The 19964-nt window shown below is 36.8% G+C and carries 16 protein-coding genes, 1 tRNA gene and 1 other annotated feature; of the genes, 6 read left to right on the plus strand and 11 right to left on the minus strand.

Going from position 1 to position 19964, the window contains the following annotated elements; genetic code table 11:
* Positions 1-18 precede the first annotated feature (18 nt).
* The 9 genes from F3D3_RS14720 to F3D3_RS14760 form a co-directional block, all read right to left on the minus strand.
* Positions 19-855, minus strand: a complete 837-nt coding sequence (locus F3D3_RS14720; protein WP_069875111.1) for a hypothetical protein — start codon at positions 853-855, stop codon at positions 19-21.
* 327 nt (positions 856-1182) lie between these two features.
* Positions 1183-2802 (minus strand): biosynthetic-type acetolactate synthase large subunit, encoded by a 1620-nt coding sequence (gene ilvB, locus F3D3_RS14725; RefSeq protein ID WP_069875112.1) that lies wholly within the window; start codon positions 2800-2802, stop codon positions 1183-1185.
* Positions 2803-2841: 39 nt separating this feature from the next.
* Positions 2842-3324 (minus strand): acetolactate synthase small subunit, encoded by a 483-nt coding sequence (gene ilvN, locus F3D3_RS14730; protein ID WP_069875114.1) that lies wholly within the window; start codon positions 3322-3324, stop codon positions 2842-2844.
* Positions 3325-3394: 70 nt separating this feature from the next.
* Positions 3395-3635: a binding site (T-box leader), on the minus strand.
* Between the two features lie 52 nt (positions 3636-3687).
* Positions 3688-5094 carry a GH1 family beta-glucosidase gene (locus F3D3_RS14735; protein ID WP_242877146.1) on the minus strand — a complete coding sequence of 469 codons (1407 nt, stop codon included), beginning with the start codon at positions 5092-5094 and terminating at the stop codon, positions 3688-3690.
* Positions 5095-5176: 82 nt separating this feature from the next.
* Entirely contained in the window at positions 5177-6130 is a 954-nt protein-coding gene (locus F3D3_RS14740; protein WP_207645387.1) for a CdaR family transcriptional regulator, read from the minus strand.
* Between the two features lie 142 nt (positions 6131-6272).
* Positions 6273-7037: a type I 3-dehydroquinate dehydratase gene (gene aroD, locus F3D3_RS14745; protein ID WP_069875117.1), complete on the minus strand. Its 765-nt coding sequence runs from the start codon at positions 7035-7037 to the stop codon at positions 6273-6275.
* A 75-nt stretch (positions 7038-7112) separates the two neighbouring features.
* Positions 7113-7934: a shikimate kinase gene (locus F3D3_RS14750; RefSeq protein WP_069875119.1), complete on the minus strand. Its 822-nt coding sequence runs from the start codon at positions 7932-7934 to the stop codon at positions 7113-7115.
* 569 nt (positions 7935-8503) lie between these two features.
* Complete coding sequence (locus F3D3_RS14755; protein ID WP_069875121.1) at positions 8504-9598, minus strand: ABC transporter ATP-binding protein; 1095 nt, start codon at positions 9596-9598, stop codon at positions 8504-8506.
* A gap of 122 nt (positions 9599-9720) precedes the next feature.
* The gene (locus F3D3_RS14760) at positions 9721-10707 is read right to left on the minus strand and encodes a 1,4-dihydroxy-2-naphthoate polyprenyltransferase (RefSeq protein ID WP_069875122.1); all 987 of its coding nucleotides are present in this window, start codon (positions 10705-10707) and stop codon (positions 9721-9723) included.
* A 182-nt stretch (positions 10708-10889) separates the two neighbouring features.
* Here F3D3_RS14760 and F3D3_RS14765 point away from each other — a divergent pair, with 182 nt between their 5' ends.
* From F3D3_RS14765 to F3D3_RS14775, 3 genes are all read left to right on the plus strand, one after another.
* Entirely contained in the window at positions 10890-11729 is an 840-nt protein-coding gene (locus tag F3D3_RS14765; protein WP_069875124.1) for a YitT family protein, read from the plus strand.
* A gap of 23 nt (positions 11730-11752) precedes the next feature.
* Positions 11753-12802: a hypothetical protein gene (locus F3D3_RS14770; protein WP_069875126.1), complete on the plus strand. Its 1050-nt coding sequence runs from the start codon at positions 11753-11755 to the stop codon at positions 12800-12802.
* Between the two features lie 108 nt (positions 12803-12910).
* Positions 12911-12986, plus strand: a tRNA-Thr gene (locus F3D3_RS14775).
* Between the two features lie 1031 nt (positions 12987-14017).
* Here the strand turns inward: F3D3_RS14775 and F3D3_RS14785 are convergent.
* Positions 14018-15442, minus strand: coding sequence for a transposase (locus F3D3_RS14785; protein WP_069871022.1), 1425 nt, complete (start codon positions 15440-15442; stop codon positions 14018-14020).
* Between the two features lie 163 nt (positions 15443-15605).
* Between F3D3_RS14785 and F3D3_RS14790 the strand changes: the two genes are divergently transcribed.
* A complete protein-coding gene (locus F3D3_RS14790) occupies positions 15606-16169 on the plus strand; it encodes a hypothetical protein (protein ID WP_069875130.1) in 564 nt (187 codons plus the stop codon).
* 753 nt (positions 16170-16922) lie between these two features.
* On the opposite strand, the gene F3D3_RS14800 is transcribed toward F3D3_RS14790, so the two are convergent.
* The gene (locus F3D3_RS14800; RefSeq protein WP_069875134.1) at positions 16923-18248 is read right to left on the minus strand and encodes an ATP/GTP-binding protein; all 1326 of its coding nucleotides are present in this window, start codon (positions 18246-18248) and stop codon (positions 16923-16925) included.
* 336 nt (positions 18249-18584) lie between these two features.
* Here F3D3_RS14800 and F3D3_RS14805 point away from each other — a divergent pair, with 336 nt between their 5' ends.
* The gene (locus F3D3_RS14805) at positions 18585-18887 is read left to right on the plus strand and encodes a hypothetical protein (protein ID WP_069875136.1); all 303 of its coding nucleotides are present in this window, start codon (positions 18585-18587) and stop codon (positions 18885-18887) included.
* A gap of 128 nt (positions 18888-19015) precedes the next feature.
* Complete coding sequence (locus F3D3_RS14810; protein ID WP_242877147.1) at positions 19016-19876, plus strand: DNA/RNA non-specific endonuclease; 861 nt, start codon at positions 19016-19018, stop codon at positions 19874-19876.
* Positions 19877-19964 lie beyond the last annotated feature (88 nt).

Consider the following 19964-nt stretch of genomic DNA (forward strand, 5'->3'; position numbering starts at 1 on the left):
TACAAAAAATGTAGATTGCTATTTTCTTAGCTTTAATTTCTTCGTAAAAATATAAATCGAAAAGAAAGTAAGAATTGATATTGGCATTAAATACCTAAACTCAGTATGCTTTGTCAAAGCGCTTCCTTGCCCTCCCATTTCTGAATCCTTGAGATTTTCAATGCAAAGTTTTTTCAGTTGATTAAGAATGTCCTCAGCATTATATTTTTCATGAATTTTGTATTGACTTAATTCGGATAGTTCATTATGCATTGGGATAATTATTTTTTCAGTATCAGTTTCAATATATAACCCTTGAAAATCATTTGCAAATTCAACTAATTTTAATACTGAATATGATTTTACAGAGAATTTTTCCAATAAATTTTCCATAAATTTATCATCAAAACATTCTTCTAAATAGGAAATATCTCGACCTAACGATCCTCTTTCAGAAATTTCTCCATTTATGTAGTTGAATTTAATAAACCCTTTTTCGCCACTATCTAACTGGAACGTCGTTACATAATCTTCCCTAGCGGATCTCATAATTTGAGATACATTCGAATTATCGATATCAACATCGATATAATCTTTACCCATTAAAATATATAACTTAAGAAATTCATTTTTTGTTTTTGAGTAGAAGGCACCATTTTCAAATTGATTTTCACTTTGTGAAGTTGCATTAAGTGCCGTAGAGCTATTTTCTGATTCTTTATCATTACTAATCTCTATATTGTTTTGAATATGTCCCCTGAGCTCTTCTAAGATTTTGTTATCCTCGACTTTTACATCCACCTCATTAGAATCTGCATAAGAAAACGAACTCAAAACTAAAAAAATCATAACCGATAATACAAATTTTTTTTTCATCACCATTCTCCATCTAAAAAGTATATATGTATACACACTTAATTTATACCATTTTTTTAATTTGCCGCCAAGTATTTTCCAAAAATATTTAAATGGAAAAATAAGTTCCGATTTCAATGCTAAACGAAAGTTTTTTTATGAAACGTAATTTTTAGGCTCAACTCTATTTGTCACAACTCTATTTGTCACAAAAAAAAGTCCACACAATGTGCAGACTTCATCTTATATATAATATTTCCCTCTATCTCATAGTCCGCTGAATAGACTATGAAATCTTTAAAGGTTCATGGTTATAATTAAATATATTCGAGATAAAATGACTTGGGTTTATAGTGAATCTACCTCTGGACTCACACGAACGTCTATTATGAAAGAATATTCACTCTGAAAAGCTTCATCTAATACGGATTGGATTTCAGAGTTGGACTCAATTTTGCGTCCAGCAATCCCATAGCCTTCTCCGATCTTCACGAAATCAGGCGATATGGAAAAATGAATGCCAAAGTGGCTTTTCTTGCCATACGCATTGTCTTGAAGTTCTCTTACCATACCCAAAAGGTTGTTGTTTAGAATAATGACAATGACTTTATGTCTAATTTCAGAAAGTGTCCCCAGTTCTCCAAGAAGCATTTGAATCCCCGCATCTCCCATAACTGAAACCACCATTTTCTCTGGTGACGCAAGCTTAGCGCCAATCGCTGCGGATAAACTATAGCCCATAGTGCCTAAACCCCCAGAGCTTAAAAACTTTCTATTTTGTGAATACTGGATATGTTTTGCTGTCCAGATCTGATTTTGACCGACATCTGCCGTGACCACTGCATCAGCTGTCAAGCGCCTCGATACTTCGTTCAAAAAGTGTTTCGGATTTACACAATCCCCTTTAGCCAAATCTGTATATTCAACTACTGCACGCTGGAAATCGAACTGCTTTAACCAGTACTCATCTTCATTGGGTTTTATTTTTTCATTGAGGTACTCTAAAATCGTCTTAGCATCACCAACTACTGGTATTTGATAGTTCACAATCTTACCGATTTCAGAAGGATCAATATCGATGTGTATGATGTTCGCCTCAGGTCTGATCAAGCTGAAATTTTTAGTGGCACGATCAGACATTCGAGCCCCTATGACGATCACTAAATCTGCATTTTTAACGACTTCTTCACAGAGCACATCTCCATGCGACCCAAGCACCCCCACATAGTAAGGCGAATCCATGGGGTATGAACTGATCCCCATAAGTGTGTTGACGACTGGAATTTTTCTGGTCTCGGCAAATTGAGTTAGGGCTTTTTCTGCCCCTGACAAAAGAACGCCGCCCCCTGCTATGATCATTGGGGTCTTAGCCTCGTGAACCCGTTTAAGGATCCTTTTAAGCTGCCCAGAATGCCCGATTACAGTGGGTTTATAACCATTGATTTCGACTTCTTTGATGTGCTTAAACTCGATTTCCTCAAGTTGAACATCACTTGGGATGTCGATGAGCACAGGCCCCATTCGCCCCGTGGTGGCAATTTTAATCGCTTTTGCCATAATGGTTGGCACCTCATCGGCATGGGTCACCAGAAAACTGTGTTTTGTAAAAGGTTCTGTGGCCCCTAATATATCTACTTCTTGGAAAACATCCTTCCCAATAAATTCCCTACGCACTTGCCCAGTAATAGCGATCAAGGGAATTGAATCCATATAGGCTGTGGCGATGCCTGTGATCATATTAGTGGCACCAGGCCCCGATGTGGAAATACAGATCCCCACCTTTTTGGATACGCGTGCATAACCACTTGCCGCATGTACTGCTGATTGCTCGTTTCTAACCAATATATGTTTTATCTTAGAACGCCTTAAGGCCTCAAACATAGGTAAGATAGCCCCCCCTGGATATCCAAATACGGTATCAATTCCCTCAAGTTCAAGACATTTAATCATCGATTCTGCTACATTCATAACCTCTACCTCTCTAAATTATTCAAAGCACCTCTTCGATCAACTGTTAAACCTTGCAAGTCCAGTCAATCCGGTTCTAGCCATTTCACTGACACCATAAACTTTCATCATATCCACAAAGGCATTTATCTTATCTTGATCCCCTGTGAGTTCCACAGTGAGACTTTCCTTTGCAATATCGATGACTTTGCCTCTAAAAATATCAACAACTTCTAATATCGATGGTCGATTCTGCTCGTTCACCATGACTTTTACGAGGGCAAGCTCTCTGTAAACTGACGTATCTGGTTCGAGTTCAGTGATCTTGATGACGTCAATCAACTTTTGAAGTTGCTTTTTAATTTGCTCTACGATTTGTCTATCGCCACTGACAACGATGGTCATCCTTGAAATTTTAGGATCTTCTGTTTCACCCACAGACAAACTTTTAATATTATAGCCTCTTCTACTAAATAGCCCTGCCACGCGACTTAGTATCCCTGGCTCATTTTCTACGATCACTGACAATACATACAGATTCATCTGCTCTCCCCCATTTCTTAAATTTCATGTCCAATAGATATAAAAAACCCCGCACTCATAAGCATTTGCTTATAAGGACGGGGATATTTCCACGCGGTACCACCTTATTTGTCTCAATTTTGAAACCTCTTAAACTTGACGTCATATCATATAACATCAATCGTCTATAACGGGACTGACCGACAAGTCTTACTGTCTCTTTCAGACTTGTAGCTTAGGAGCGAGTTATAATTCATAATCGTACTGGTTCGCATCAACCACCAGCTTTCTGAAACGCTTTATAAACTTTTGTTCTCCATCTCTGCTTTTGAGCTTTCGAAATTTGATTATTGTATTGAATTATAACAATGATCAAAACGGCTGTCAAGGCATTTGTTCATTATTTTTTCTTTTTTGTTCTCTAACATAATCCATATAAAAATAAGCACTGTCTTTAGGATAGCGTTTAAGGGTTTTATAATCCACATAAAAGAGTCCAAATCGTTTGGAATACCCTTCTTGCCATTCGAAGTTATCGAAGAGCGACCATAAGAAGTATCCTCTTATATCACCACCTGTAGCGTTTATGGCGTGAACCATCTCAAGGTGTCTTTTTAAATAGAGCACTCTCTGTTCATCATGGATTCTAAAGTCCCTTTCTAAAAAATCAGGATATGCTGCGCCATTTTCAGTGATGTATATCGGGATTTGAGTAAATTCCGATCGGATGCGTTCAATCATGGCTTTTAGGGCGTATGGGACAACTTCCCAGCCCATGTCGGTGACAGGTACTCTGGGTTTTCCAGCGCTGTACCCTATGCCGCCTACTTTGGTTTTAATAAGCCCTCTGGTGTAATAGTTAATGCCCAAGAAATCACATGGTTCAGAAATGGTCTCCATGTCGTGGGGGTGAAGTTTAAGCCGCCCTCTCGTAAGCCTGTTGACCAGTGTCATCACCTCTTTGGGATAAGTCCCTTTAAAGAGCGCCTCTAAAAAAAGTCTATGTGATACGGCATCTGCAAAACGCGTTGATTTGTAATCGGCTTGAGAAGAGGTGTCAGGATAAAGTGGGGTCACGCTGAGGACAATGCCGATTTCGCCAATCATCTGCATTTCTCGAAAGCGTTTAACCGCTTTTCCATGTGAGAGCAAAAGATGATGCACCGCTAAAAATCCTTCTTTTACGCTTTCGTATCCCGGTGCGTGCAGACCCAGTGTATGCCCAAGAATGCCACTACAAAAAGGTTCGTTATGTGTAAACCACAGGGTCACTCGGTCCCCTATTTTTTCAAAGAGATAGGTGGCATATTCTAAAAACCAGTCCACACATTTCCGATTCGTCCAGCCGCCTTCCTGCTGTGCCCATATAGGCAAATCCCAGTGATAGATTGTAACGCACGGTTTAATACCTCTTTGTTCAAGTTCGCTTATGAGGTCCAGATAAAACTTGATCCCTTCTGGATTCGCTTGATGCTTCTTTGGAAAAATGCGCGACCATGAAATCGAAAATCGATAAGCATCTACGCCAAGCCAGTCGATTAAACTCACATCTTCTCTATACTGATTGTAATGATCACAGGCGATTTCACCCGTATGACCTTCAAAGACCTTATCTTTAATATTGCAGAAAGGCTCCCAAATAGATGGTGTCCTGCCATCGGCCTCTAAATTGCCCTCTATTTGAAACGCGCTGGTTGCTACCCCATAGATAAAAGGTGTATTTTTAGGTTTAACCATCTGGTTTGCTGCAGTTCTTTTTTTGATCCTGTGTTTATAGAGTGTTTTTCTCATAATGACCTCCCTTTGGGATGCATGTCTCACTCTGTTCTTACCCTTTTTAAAGTGTCTTATCCATTTTACGCGATCTTTCCCTTTACTGAATCTTATCTACTAGATAATTGAGATAGTAATTAATCGCATCATTGAATTTTCGTATATCATAGCCTGTTATGGTCTCAAGTTTGTTAAGCCTATAAATCAGTGTATTCCTATGGATAAACAGTTTATGAGCAGTCTCTGTGATGTTGAGGTTGCATTCAAAAAAACTCATAGCCGTTTGTTCAAGCTCTTCATCTCCAACACTTTTAAGTTGTTGCTTTAAAACTTCTGAGAGAATTGCAGAAGGGTTTGTGATTTCACTTGCGAGCGGCCGTTTTAGTCTCTGAATGAGGAGTGGCAAAACCAAACCTTCATAGGTGACCACTTTGGTATTTTGTTTAAGGTGTCTGCCCAGTTGCATCAGTTCTTCCAGCTGATTATAGCCTTCATGCAGCTCCGACATCTGATTGATCACATTGCCCACTGCAATTTGAGCACTGGTGTAAGCTTCAGCTTCAATCATATCCAGTAAATCTATCGGTGCAAGCTCTGCATTTGTTACAAATATCACAACTTCAGAGGCATTTATATTTACAAATAGCATTTCTCCAAAAGCCGAACGGATGACTTCCATGACTTCCTCATGGTTTTCCTTATACCTTACGCGCCATAATTTGATTGGCAACTGTAAAATTTTATAGTAGTTTTTGTAAGCTTCTGCTTCTATTAACAATTGAAATTCCGAAATTTCAGGTTTACACATTTCTGGTTTACGTGTTTCAATTCTACGCATTTCATGCAAAATAAGTCCTTTTTGAACCCATGCAGTCACAAACTCTGTTTCTAATGCCGTTAAAGCTTTATGTACTATGAGATCAAAGTCATCAAAGCTTGAAATTCGAACACAAACCCACTTTAGGTCTATGTCAAAGGGTTTATTTTTGTCCCTCCAAACTTCTACTTCACATTTGAGTATTGCTTCAAGCTCTTTGCATAAAGAATTAATCATCACGCCACCTCGTATCAAAAAGAGAATTGTCATCTATAACAATTCTCTTTTTATTTCTATTCGTCTGTTTTTATTATACCTCTTTATTCGAGCATATTTCAATTCATAATAAACCAGTATACATCAAATTCTCTTAGAGGCTTTAAATGGCTTCGTGAATGATTTGAAGAACCGATTCTAACTTTTCGACTGGAATTTGTCCTGGTGCGGATACTTGACCTACGGCTCCAAAGGTTAAAGCTGACCCAAAAATTTCACCTGCCATTCGGCTAATCACGCCGAGAGATGACATAGACATGGTGACAATAGGGCGATCCGCATAATTTTTATGCATCTCATGGGTTGCCTCTAAAAGCGTTAAAACATCTTCAGTACAAGTTGGCATAACCGCTATTTTCAAAAGATCTGCTCCAATCGTTTGCATCTTACAGAGCCTTTTGATCAGTTCATCTTTAGAAGGTGTTTTCGAAAAATCATGATTTGACGCTATGACGAAAACACTATTTTTATGACAGCATTCTAGGATCTCTTTAACAACTTCATCCCCCGAAAATAGCTCCACGTCGATGATGTCTGTACGACCGCTCTCTGCGATTGCTTTATTAAGCGCTCTGTATTCAGGCATTGTAATATGCTTTTCGCCACCTTCGTTTTGGGTTCTAAATGTTGTAATTAAAGGCATTTCAGGTATGACACTTCGAATTGCCACTAAAGTCTCTAAGACTTTTTCAACGTTGAGTGCCTCTTCATAAAAGTCAATGCGCCACTCGACCATATCCATTTTTTCATGTTTAAATGAGATTGCGCTTTCAATTATGGCCGCTCTTGTCCTTCCAACAATTGGAACAACGATCTTAGGTTTTCCCTCTCCTATTGTAATGTCTTTAATGGTAATCCATTTTTTCATATTTGCCTCCATTTAGGGTTTTATTTAGATTATCCCTCCACTCATACTTCTCGCTTCTCGCTCACCACTTGTCATTTATAAAGTGTCCTCATAAATATTCGGTAATACGCGATCTAATTCAAGATGCATCAATTGCTCAACAATTTCTAAACTAATCTCCGTCACACTTTTCCCGTCTGTATCGATAGCGATATCCGCTGCATTCTGATACAGTGCCATACGGGCATTTAAAATATACTCAATTTTTTCAATGCTCATGCCATCTTTTAAAAGCGGTCTGGTATTTTCAGCACTTACGCGCTCCAAGATGATCTCTGGACTTGCCTTTAACCACACAATTACGCCACTTTTCTTTAAATTATCCACATTTTTTTCATTCAGTACAGTACCACCACCACTACAGAAAATGATGATGTTTTTATGGGCACTCATTTCTTCAACTGTTTTAAATTCCAGTTCCCTAAAATAAGCTTCGCCATGTTTTTCAAAGATCTGCGCAATGGTCATCCGTGTTCTATCCTCGATGACTTTGTCGATATCGATCTGATCCATAGCAAGCATTTTGGCGAGTTCACGGCCCACGGTAGTCTTTCCAGTTCCCATAAATCCAGCCAATACAATATGGTGTGGAAAGAGATGTCTTGATTGAATCCGTCTACAACTCCTTAAAACATGTGTGTGAATGTTTTTTATTTCCTCTTTAAATTCAGCCTGCTGTACATAATCCCCAATTCGATGAACGACTTCTTTTTCTCTATCGCTGTTAAAAATAGGCACACCCATTGCTTTCTTTTCATGCATAATCTGTTTGATGATGCTTAATCTTTTTTCAAGGATTTTAGCAAGCTCTTGATCACACTGGTCCACTTGTGAGCGTAATTCTATCAATTTATCCATCTGAATCCACCTCTTTCAATAATTGGTCAAACATTCCTGATCTATGTTGGACGAAGACTAATGATTTATTTAACTCATGATTTATTTTAAAAAAAAAAGAGTTTCTTTTAGAAACGCCTTCGGGTTGTACTTTTTGTTTTTGCGATCCGATTAAGTTTGCTCAAAGATAACTTGATTTGAGACTTATGAATTTGTTGTATGAAAAATAACGAGGGCAATAAAAGTAAAAACCCCAGTTAAAAAAATAATAAAAATGATTTGATTGTTTTTTCATCCACTTAAAATTCAGCATTGTTGTCCCCTTAATCCGTAATAGCCATGATATTATAAGCATTATAGGCTAATTATCCGTTCGCTGTCAAGCGCATTTAAAAATAAACACCCGATGGAGGTATACCAATACTTAAAAAATGTATGGTATTTCGATGCCCTCACGACGTCATTTGCAGACATCACAAAACACCCCCTGATCTTATTTTGAGATCAAGGGGGGATTTGACTTATATCTATATGTGAGTGAGGGCTAAATAAAGTGTTTCTATACGCCTGTTTTTATTGCTTATTCTGATTTAGTATAAAATTGATTTTTCAGTTTCTTTATCAAAGAAATGGAGCTTATTGGAATCAAATGTGATGAATATCTCTTGATTAAACTCAAGGTCTATATTGCTATCTTCCTTGGCAATGTACTGTTTGCCTTTATACGTGAAATAGACATTGAGATCACTGCCCAGTAATTCTGTGACCTCAACTTTTACTTTAAGGCCCTTCCCTGATGATTCGACTTTGATGTCCTCTGGTCTAACGCCAAGAACAACCTCTTTGTTAAGATAGCCATTTGCTTTTATCGTTTCAGCCGTTTCTGGAATAAGATCAATTTCTGTGCCATCTATTTCGACGACCACTTTACCATTTTTCTCAACGAGCTTGCCATCGATAAAGTTCATTTGAGGTGCACCGATAAAACCTGCTACGAACATATTCGCTGGTCGATTGTAAATTGCTTTTGGTGCATCGACTTGTTGAATGTTGCCTTCATTCATAACACAGATTCTAGTACCCATAGTCATGGCTTCTGTCTGGTCATGTGTTACATAAATAAAAGTCGTTTGAAGGTCTTTATGCAGTTTAATCAGTTCAGCTCTCATTTGGACTCTCAATTTAGCATCCAAGTTTGAAAGCGGCTCATCCATAAGAAATACTTCTGGTTTTCTGACGATGGCACGACCAAGGGCAACCCTTTGTCTCTGACCACCAGACAACTGTTTAGGTTTACGGTCTAAAAGAGGTTCTATACCCAAAATTTTAGCAGCTTTTTCGATACGTTCTTTGATTTCAGCTTTTGGTGTTTTTTGAAGTTTTAAGCCAAATGCCATGTTATCATAGACCGTCATATGTGGATACAAAGCGTAGTTTTGAAATACCATGGCAATGTTTCTATCTTTAGGTGCAACGTCATTGACAAGTCTATCGCCTATGCTCATTTCACCTTCACTGATTTCCTCAAGTCCTGCAACCATCCTCAAACTTGTCGTCTTACCACATCCCGATGGCCCAACTAAGATCATAAATTCTTTATCTGCAACTTCAAGATTGATGCCTTTTACAGCGTGGAATCCATTTTCGTAGATTTTATTGATATTCTTTAGTGTTACGTTAGCCATGTTATCCTCCTCTATCCGATCGTATATCTTCTATAACCGCGTATTTTCTATCCTCATTATAACGAACCCCCCAATAAAATGATATTGGAGGTCTCTACAAAGTTTGTTGTATGATTTGTGCATTACAAAATTTGCTGTACAGCATAGAGTAAAAAGCCCAAGATATAAACGCTTGAAAATATGACGAAATTCTTAACCGCTAATACGAATGTATCTGACTTAACAGGGTGCTCCACGAATTGCCATGATTTAACTCTGAGAATCGGAAATGTTGCAAGTGATGCTACTTGTATCGGCGGTAAAGCCTCAATCATGATCCCGAGAACGATTGCAGCATAGGCTCCATAAACTGCCCAAAGGTAAAGTTTAGTCGCTTGCTCTTCTCCAATTAATATTGGCAGTGTCATGCGCTTGTTGACTTCATCTTCTGCCATATCACAGGTATTATTTGCAAGCATAATGTTGGAGATTAAAAACATCATGGGCAAACCGACGACGATAATGTTGATGATTTCGCGCCAGTTTAGAAAAAATATGGCTTCATTACCCGTTAAATTATAAGTGACAATCCCAAGTGGCACGATGTGGATATATACCGACAATCCCACGATGACCACACCCATAAAAAAGCCACTCACAGCTTCACCCATTGGCGTTCTAGAAATAGGAACAGGTCCAAAAGAATAGAGCAGTCCTACTAAAAACGAAAACATGCCAATCCAAAGTACAATCCAATCCGTTTGAACTGCCAATACAACCCCTAAAAAGGCGCCAAATGCAACCAGCGCAATGATAATCCACTTTGCATGTTTGACATTGTAAATGGCTCTGGCTATTGGATTGTGCTTTTCGTAATGAAAGCCTTCTTTTAAAATAGCTTTTTTGTAATCCATATAATGATTGGCAGAGGTCGTTGCCATGTCAATCATAAGCAAGGAGAAAAACATCAAAAGTGCATTGGTAAGATTAAACCTATGATAGCGCGTGATCGCATATAAAGTCCCTACGAAAAAAGGTAAAATACTGGCCACCTTGGTTCTGATTTCAACAAGGTCCAGAAAAGCTTTGAGTCTTTCAAGTTTTATTTTTTCAAGTTGTAGTTTTTCCATATGAACCCCTCCTTTTGGTTTCTATTCTATTTATACCCTCCATTTCGAATGCAACCAATTAATTTTGTCTTATTAATGCCATATGTGTTGCTTTTGCAGTTAAGCCTCTCTATAATGGGTATAGTCTCTACTATAAATGGTAGAGATATACACCTATTTAGGATCACAAAACGGAGGTCGCTATGCGTCTTATACGAGATTATTTTATGACTACACTTGGCGTCATTATTGTTGCCATTGGTATTTGCTTTTTTCTTATACCTGCAAATCTTGCCACTGGCGGTATCACGGGACTTGCCATGGTGATCAACAACCTCATACCCAGTCTTCCAATCGGCATTATACTCTTATTTTTAAATGTTATTCTATTTGTAGTGGGCTTTGTTGCCATAGGGCCACAATTTGGGGCAAAAACCATTTATGCCAGTTTTCTACTCACTGGGGTCATCTATATCTTTGATACTTTTTTTAAGCTGTCTGGACCGCCGGCAGATGACTTGCTCGTCAATCTCATTGTAGGCATCTTAATCCAAGGCATCGGCTTGGGCATTGTTTTTAATCAAAACGCTTCAACAGGTGGCACGGACATTATCGCTAAGGTGCTCAACAAGTTCATGCACTTTGATATTGGCAAATCGCTTTTGATGGCTGATTTTGTGGTGGTTATTCTTGCGGGGTTAACTTTTGGCCTTAATTTAGGGATTTATGCCTTTTTAGGAATCGTTTTTAACGGCGTAATTATCGATAATGTCATTGAAGGTTTCTCTGTAAAGGTGAGTGTTTCCATTATTTCAAAAGAATCTGATAAAATTCAAAAATATATTGTTGAAAATATTGAGAGAGGTGCTACAATATATACGGCGAAAGGTGCTTATACCATGTCAAATAAGGAAATCATCACTTCCGTTATGGGGAAAAAGGAGTTTATCCGACTTAAAAGCTTTATCAAAGAGATTGATAAGGATGCCTTTGTAATGATTTCCAATGTTCGTGAAGTCCTTGGCGAAGGATTTTACAGTTAAATTTGCATAACGAGAGGTGCGATATGCGCAAATGTTTGCTATTTACTTTTTTAAGTCTGCTCATTTTTTCAGGTTGCTCAAATGCTTCTAAAACGGATGTGATCCTTGCAGATGCGACTGATTCAAATGTATCCACGCCTTCTGAGGCAAGCTCTGATCCTGTCACAAGTGAAAATATCATGGTCACAACGGATCCCTCAAGTGCACTCAATGAAACTTATGCGGTCTTTATGAGTCACTCCCCAAGTTTATCAGATCTTGCCGCTTATATCGATACCAACATCCCCACAGTCTCTGCTGATCTTGCAGATCAAATGTTACAAGATTGGATTGTCATGCTCGATCTTTCATCTTCTGAACGCGATACAGTTTTCTACGGAAGTGATTCAGAGCTTTATTTCAAGACACTCTATGAGGTTGCAAATGCACTTTCTGAGTCTCATGGTGCCACTCTCTTTATGGGGACCCCAAAAGCAGAAGTCGCCTTACAAGTTAAAGATTATGACGTTCAGAATTATCTCAATGCACTGTATGATGAAGGTTACGGCCTAATGTCCTCTGAAGGGTTATTTTATGCCTACCCAGATTACATTTACATCCTCGATCACTATGGTCAATACGCTTCAAGTTCTTTAAATCAATATTTAGAAGTCATGGTAAACGAAATCCAAACACCTCTTTTTGCTGAAGAGACGCTCAATGTTTCTGTGGAGACGCTCTTTCAGAGAACGTATTACTATGAGACGCTCTTTGCTTCAACTCAGGACCTTCAAAAGCAACTCCGCATGAATCTGGCTGGTCTTTTAAATATGTGTTATTACAGACTGCTGGTGCCTTCATCTTATGATATGCTTGATGATGAACATCGCGTTTCTGAAACGCTTAAGGCGTTTTATCAAGAGGCTGTGGCGCATAATGACACACCTCTTACCGCCGCACTTTGTGCGGAAATGCTTTCTTTCTTCAATGAAAAAGACGACATCCTCAATGTATTCGATGATCCACGTATTTACGAACACGCAAATCTTTATTTTGAAAGTCACTTAGGCAATGCGCTCAATATTGGAGAATAATTTCTAAAGATTATACCATTATTACAAATTCGAACACCGATTTAAAGAACACCCTCTATATTTATGCTTTACAAAAGAGAGAATATCTTTTATAATGTATGAGGATGTGCCGTCTTAGCTCAGCAGGTAGAGCAATGCCATGGTAAGGCATAGGTCGTGAGTTCGAGTCTCATAGTCGGCTCCATTTGAATAACTGGCTTCTAGCGATTTGCTAGGAGCTTTTTTACTGCCCCAAAAAGACGATTTAGCCCCATAGTTTATAAAGAGGGGATTTATTACGTTCTATGACAATACTAATCATAAATTTATGCATTCATATGCAATTTTGAAACTGGAAATTCTATTTGTTTTAAGTTGATTATAGGCTTTAAGATTAATCCATCTATATAATATAGAAGCATTATAAAAAAGCGTGACCCCGTTTAAGTGGCCACGCTTTCTTTTATATGCTGCTATTCACTTTACCATCGTCTAAATAGTCTTTGGCCTTATGATACATAAATTTGATGATCTTTCTCATAACCCCTTTTGAAATAATGGTTCTGATCCATAATGGCAAAGTTCTCTTGTGTGCTTATTCCAATGTATCTCAGTGTTTTATTAGGATCAGAATGTCCAAAGTGTTTAGTAGATCAGATATTCTTAGTCCTGTATGAAGCCCAAGCATGAAGAGGATGTAATTGCTCTCCGAACCTGCTCTGAGGTAGGATGATATGTCTTTGATTTTTTCTCTGTCTCTGATGGGTTCGACAGTTTTGCGCTTGGCCATTTGTACACCTTCTTTGCATGAAAAAAGAGCACCGATTGGATACCCTGATCTTTTGATTTGATTAATTTAGTTTGAGACTGTGATTTCTTTGTAGACTTCTATGATATAAGGATAACATAAAAAAAGTGCGGTTTCGTACGGATTTTTATTAAATAGCATTATTGGATATATTTTTATTAATTTTAGCAATTCGAAAATCAGATATATTTTACTTATTTTATATGGATATATTTTACTTATTATATGTATATATATATTGCATTTTGTAATTAAATAGCATATAATTCACAACAATACAATTGTTGTATTATTTTACCTTTTATATATTTTTAGATCGTTGCGAAATAAAAACCAAAGTTATCCACAAGCAAAATTGAAATATCTAAAAAAGTTCAAAAAAAAAGCGCAACAGAATAAAGACTTACTCAATTTCGCAGTAAGTTATTCTATGCAACCATAGTTTTTATAGACAAATGACCAATGTTTAATTTACTTTTATGAATGATAATGAAAGCAATCAATTGTGTGATGCCAGCTAAAAAGATGTTTGATTTCAGGGTTAAGGTTTTATTGACTTTGGAAATATTGATTTGCATAAAGGATTTAAGTTGTGCGATGGTTCTTTCACAAACCGTTCTTATTTTGTAAAGATTGATCCATTCATTACTATTTCGAGGCATAGCAGCATTGAATCTGAAATTATGGTGAACAGTGATGTTTTTAATTCTTCCATATGGTGAATTGGTACAAGGATTATCACAATCAAGAATAACGGATTTTACTGAATCAGACATTGTAAGAGATCTTTTAGGGCAAATAAACTGAATACGATCTGCTCTATTGGCTCCTTTAATCACCCCAGCATAGGTCATTGGTAACTCAGGATCGTTGGGACAAGTAGGGATACCGTCTTCATTAAACAGGGGTTGAGGCAGCGTAGAATTATTTCGAGGATTAAGGTTGATGATAGGTATGATGCCTTTTTTGTAAAGATACGCATAATTATCAACTGCATCAAAGCCTGAATCCCCAAGAAAGTAGTTGAATTTAGAATCTGGGTGTAAATCGAAAAACGTTTCAAGTGAAGGGATAAGAGATTTAGCATCATATTCATCTTTGATTTCTTGAGGCGTAAGGTTAAGCTGTAGCGTATTGTCGGCATTATAAAAATTAATATCTCGAATTAATCCAAACCCGTTGGTAGCGAGGATGACCTTTTGATAGTATCCGAAATGCCCATTAAGATAAGTCAGTTTAGCTTCAGGGTTAGAAGAACTTTGTTTTGGCATCTTTGATTGGGCATATTTTTCTACATCAAAGGTCTTGTCGTACTTATGAGATTTAGCGTAAGTTTTAACGGTTTTAAGAATAGATTGATAGAATTTAGGGTTATTTTCCTTAACGTATAACTCGAAACCAGTTGTATCGGTAATGAGTATTTTGGCGAGGCGATCATCTGCATCTATTGCAAAATCAGAGGTAAAATCAACAAGATGATGAAACATTTCGAGGATTTGGTCATAAAAGAGAGTCTTGAACCTAGAAAACTGAGAGGGATGAGGTGCTCTGGAAAAGCCTAGAAATTTTCTAAAATCACTTGAAATGTTGATGATAAAAATGAGAGTGGAAATGGTAGGTAGACCGAGCAAGTTGTAAAAGATAAATGCTTTGAGCATACCTTCAAGTGGAAAATCTCTGTTTTTTCCAACATTAGAGTAGTAAACACTGTAGAAAGATTTTGGAATAACATCATCTGTGTCAATAAACTGGTTAAAAAGAGAAAAAAGTTGATCTGATTTGTATGAAGTGAGTTCATCAAACTCAGCATCAAGATCAAACAGGGAAACCTGATTAGAAGCAGAAATTAGCATTATTACCTTCCTTTCTTTTGAGTATGAGTTATCAACAGGAACACACCTTATTTATACCCAAAATGGAGGGTAATATGCTATTTCTATAAATAAAAGCAAGTATTTTCAATGCTTACAGAGTTTCGCAAGAAACTATTATATATTTTCTTAAGGAGGAAATATCATGAGAAAAAAAATATCTTTATTATTAATGGTAGCGTTATTAGTTGTGTCTATGCCAATAAATAACTCTTTTGCCGCATCAGAAGACATATCAGATGGCAATATGATACTTACAAGCACAGAAATAATTACAATTGAAGATGATAATGGAACTTCCTTTGATGTTGAAATAAAACAATATGTTGAGATGAGTAGTGTTATATCTACTAGATCATTTGAGGCTAAATATCCAGTAGGAACTAGAAGTACTTGGTCATTTCGCATAACAAATTTACAATTAGGAATCCCATCATTCGTTGGGGCCTCTCCAATAAGTGCTGCAGTTATTAAAAAGCTAGCTGCTGCAATTGCACAAGTTTTAGGCGAAAAAGTTGGATCTTCTTTCGTTCCACTGGTTGGATGGACTTCGTGGATTATCACTGGAGCGGCACTTGCTAATCAAATTTATGGTAATGAGGGATTCCAAGTAATAATAACTGGCGTTTATGAACGTCGATATTTTAATCAAGGTGGCTATTATACTTATGACTGGGCTCTTGATTTTCCTACTGTTACGCCTTACTAAATAAAAATAAAAGCCTAATAGGCTTTTATTTTTTATAGTACCACAATATAAGAAATAAAAAGGTTGCAATTGAAAAAGTAATGTATGATAACATTTTTTGAGATTTTAATTTTGTTTTTGGAAGTATAAATGTAATCATATTTAATATAAAAAATGTCACTAATAATATTGTATAAGTCATTTTTAGCCATCCTTCTGATAGTATATAGCAATCTTAAAATACAACTATTGTATTTTAAGATAATTATATACTATCAAAAGGATATTTACCAATAAAAATTTCTTGAATAAAAAATAACCAATCATCTCATCAGTACGCTATTGAGAATACATATACACTGCGTCCTAGAATAACACACCTCCTCCGCCACCATCTCCCGCTCAACGTCAGATAGAGGCTCCCAAAAAGCCTCCACCTGATTTTTCCTATCATACATATCCCCGACCCTCTCGGCATATCCGAATAAGTAATCGCCGAAAGTTCCCGATGTGCCGCAGCCACCTCCGCAAGATTTAAAATCTCCTGCTCAAGCTGATGAATCTCCGCACAAATCGCATTATAACGACTTAGCATTTTTTTGATATCTCTCTCACACATAAAAATCCCCTTCAAACTCAGGCTCTAACTCTAAATAAGTTGTGGCGTCCAACTCTCATCTCACCACTCATAGCCGTCAATGGCAAACAATATATGGCTCTTTTTCATCATAAACTGCTGCTTTTCGTTGTATTTTCCCCCTCTTTTGTTTCCCTCTAACACTCATCCAACTCTCCTATAATTTGTAACTCTTTGATAAATGGAATAGCTCCAAATTTTCCGAGTTTATAATTGGTTTCAAAGACCAAATCTTTTCTGATCTTAAAATCAGACAAAGATTTCAAATTGCTCGCACCAATATTGTTTTTTTCCACAAACCAAATTTGATCCCTTCTAAACAAAGAGGAGTTTAATAAAGACGTATTATGAGTTGAAAAAATTAACTGTCCTCCAAAACAATTCTTACTAGAATTAAACATTTTTACTATGAATTCTACTAAAAAGACATGCAAACTAGACTCTAATTCATCTACAAATATTATTTTCCCATTATATATAGAATCAAGTATGACGCCAATTAGCGCGAAAAATTTTCTAGTTCCTAATGATTCTTCGTTAAAATCTAAATACTCAAACCGACTAAATTCATTTTCATTTTTATAAACCTTATGCTTAGAACCTATTTCCATCTTTATAAAATCAGACAATTCTTCGGCATCAATTTCTAACTTATTAAAAAAGTATCCTTTTAACTCTTCTGGAAGGTCTTTTAATTCTTCTTTAAAATCTACATTTGTTTTGCTTATTTTTAGATCATCTAAACCAAAGTCAACAGATTTCATGATCTCAATTATTTCATTCCTATACTTATTATTAGTTTCATCATCTAAAAGTTCGACCGTTTTAGCAAAATTCTCGTCCGTTTCACCTATCATTATAATATTATTAACAAATTCTGCTACAACCTTTACATCGTCTTCAACACCATTCTGTACAAGTGTTGATAAAAATAAGGCATTTTCTCTTACAGTTCCATTGCTGTTTAAATATTTCTTAACATTTTTTAATTTTGTCCCAAGCTCTATTGGTCCACTATTATCTCTATAAAACAATTGACTTTCCCTAGATGAATATTTCACATATAGCCATTCGGATTCAACACGGTTTTTATTTACTTCAAAACCATATCGATATCTTAATCTATCTTGTATAAAAACTATCTCAAATAAAGATGGCGCTTTAATATTTTCTTCATAAAACAAAAATGGCTTAATGTTTATTTTATCACCAATTGTGTAGTCTTTAAATGAGTTCTTGACAAAATGCTTAAAAAAATTCATCCCAGCAATAAAATTTGATTTACCTGATCCATTTGCACCAAATAATACTGTTGATTTAAGTATATTGCCTTCATCTGATTTTATGATGTTCTCAAGTAAATGGTCATCATTAGTCGAATTACTATTTTTAGTCGAAACCATATTTAAGGTTGTTTCATCTTTTATAGAATAATAATTTCCTACTGTAAATTCTAATAACATATTATCACACTCCTATAGGCTTATAATATAATAACAAAGCGCATACTGTCAATCGAATGTTTTTAATTCGTGATTTATTCGCGAAAAATCAACTTTAGACATCGATTTGCTTACTATAATTCTCATACTGCTTAACTGAATAATGCACTTTCTCCGCCTTTAGCTCCCATATAAAGATCTTACTGCTTACACTCGGTATATGTTAAAATTCAAGGCTTAGCCATACTTTTTGTTCCATGCTTACCCAAAATGGTGTACACTTAAAAGCAGCTGGTTTTGTATAGCCGATAGGTACATCAGCTTGTATTCAAAATTACCAGCAAAGGAGTTTACCAAATGATCAAACTTATAGAAAAAAAACCTTACACCGCACCCACTGTCATTGAACGCGATGTAAGAAACACTTCGGAACTTGAAAAAGAATTGAATACCCATTTTACTCAGCTCAGTATAGGCTCTGACCTATACCTGTTATCTGAAGTAAGCGAAGAATATGAGGCACTGAACATCGTCTTGGATGATAAAGCCATCTCAGGGACAGTCTATGTGGTCAGAGGCACCCCATCAAAGATCACAAGCATTACCGATGATGACATGATGCATTTCAAGGCCGTAGCCCGTTTTATAGAATTCAACTGATAACAATGAAGACTTTAATACTCATATTACTCTTTTTGCTACTCGGTAGCATAACCGTCCTTTTTGTCCATTTCTTTCACAAAAATAAACGGTCTAAAAAGCTGAAATTGACCCTGATCACCTCTTTGTTGATTCTGGCAGCCTCTCTTTTTAACATCAATGATGGCACTCTTTTTAATTTGGGCACTTCTCTATTTTTTTCGCTCTTATCGCCTAGCACTTATGAAGAGGTTCAAATCGAAATTATGCCAGACACAGTCCTGCTCAACGGCAAATCATATGAGATAATTGAGGTAGACGGCGGTAACCCATCTGGAGATCGGCTCTCAAACGTTGCGGTCGACATTGGCTTTGGAGAAAGGCAGTACTTTGCTTTTACAAACGAATACAGCCAATTGGTGTACGTCTATGCCAGTGTAATTATCCTCCAAAACGATAAAACAGAAGCAGTTCTACCCTCTGGCAGATATTACAGTGACGAAGCGAGAGTTTCTGGCACAGAACGTCCAGACCTCGATCAAGGACATGTGATTGCCGATAGTCTCGGAGGTGTTTCAAATGCTTATAATATAACCCCTCAAAACAGTACATTAAACCGTCACGGTGATCAAGCCTATATGGAAAAAACAATTCGCGATGCAAAGGGGTGTGATGTATTTTTTGCTTCAATCACCTATCCCGATCAAGTCACACAGATTCCTATTCAATATAAATATCAATACAAAATTGGAAACCGGAAAATTGTCGATACCTTTAGAAATGTAGATCCCGATGAATCAAACCGTTTACTCAATGCTGACCCCAATGCTTATGAACCCATAGAGGACATTGATGAGCAAGAAGAACTTGCAACGATTGATGCGAATCAAAATGGTGTTGTATCTATCGCTGAGGCCAAGGCAGCAGGCTATAAGATGCCTATATATTCAGATCACTGGCTTTATAAGTATATGACGGATGCTGATGGAGATGGAAAAGTCGGGCAATGAGATTCAATTGTTCTTACTAAAAAAGCAAATTTACCACTTAATTCATGCTCTTTTTGGGTTATTCTAGGGTTATGGTGTCAGACACCAT

The organism is Fusibacter sp. 3D3, assembly GCF_001748365.1.
Classification (GTDB): domain Bacteria; phylum Bacillota; class Clostridia; order Peptostreptococcales; family Acidaminobacteraceae; genus Fusibacter_A.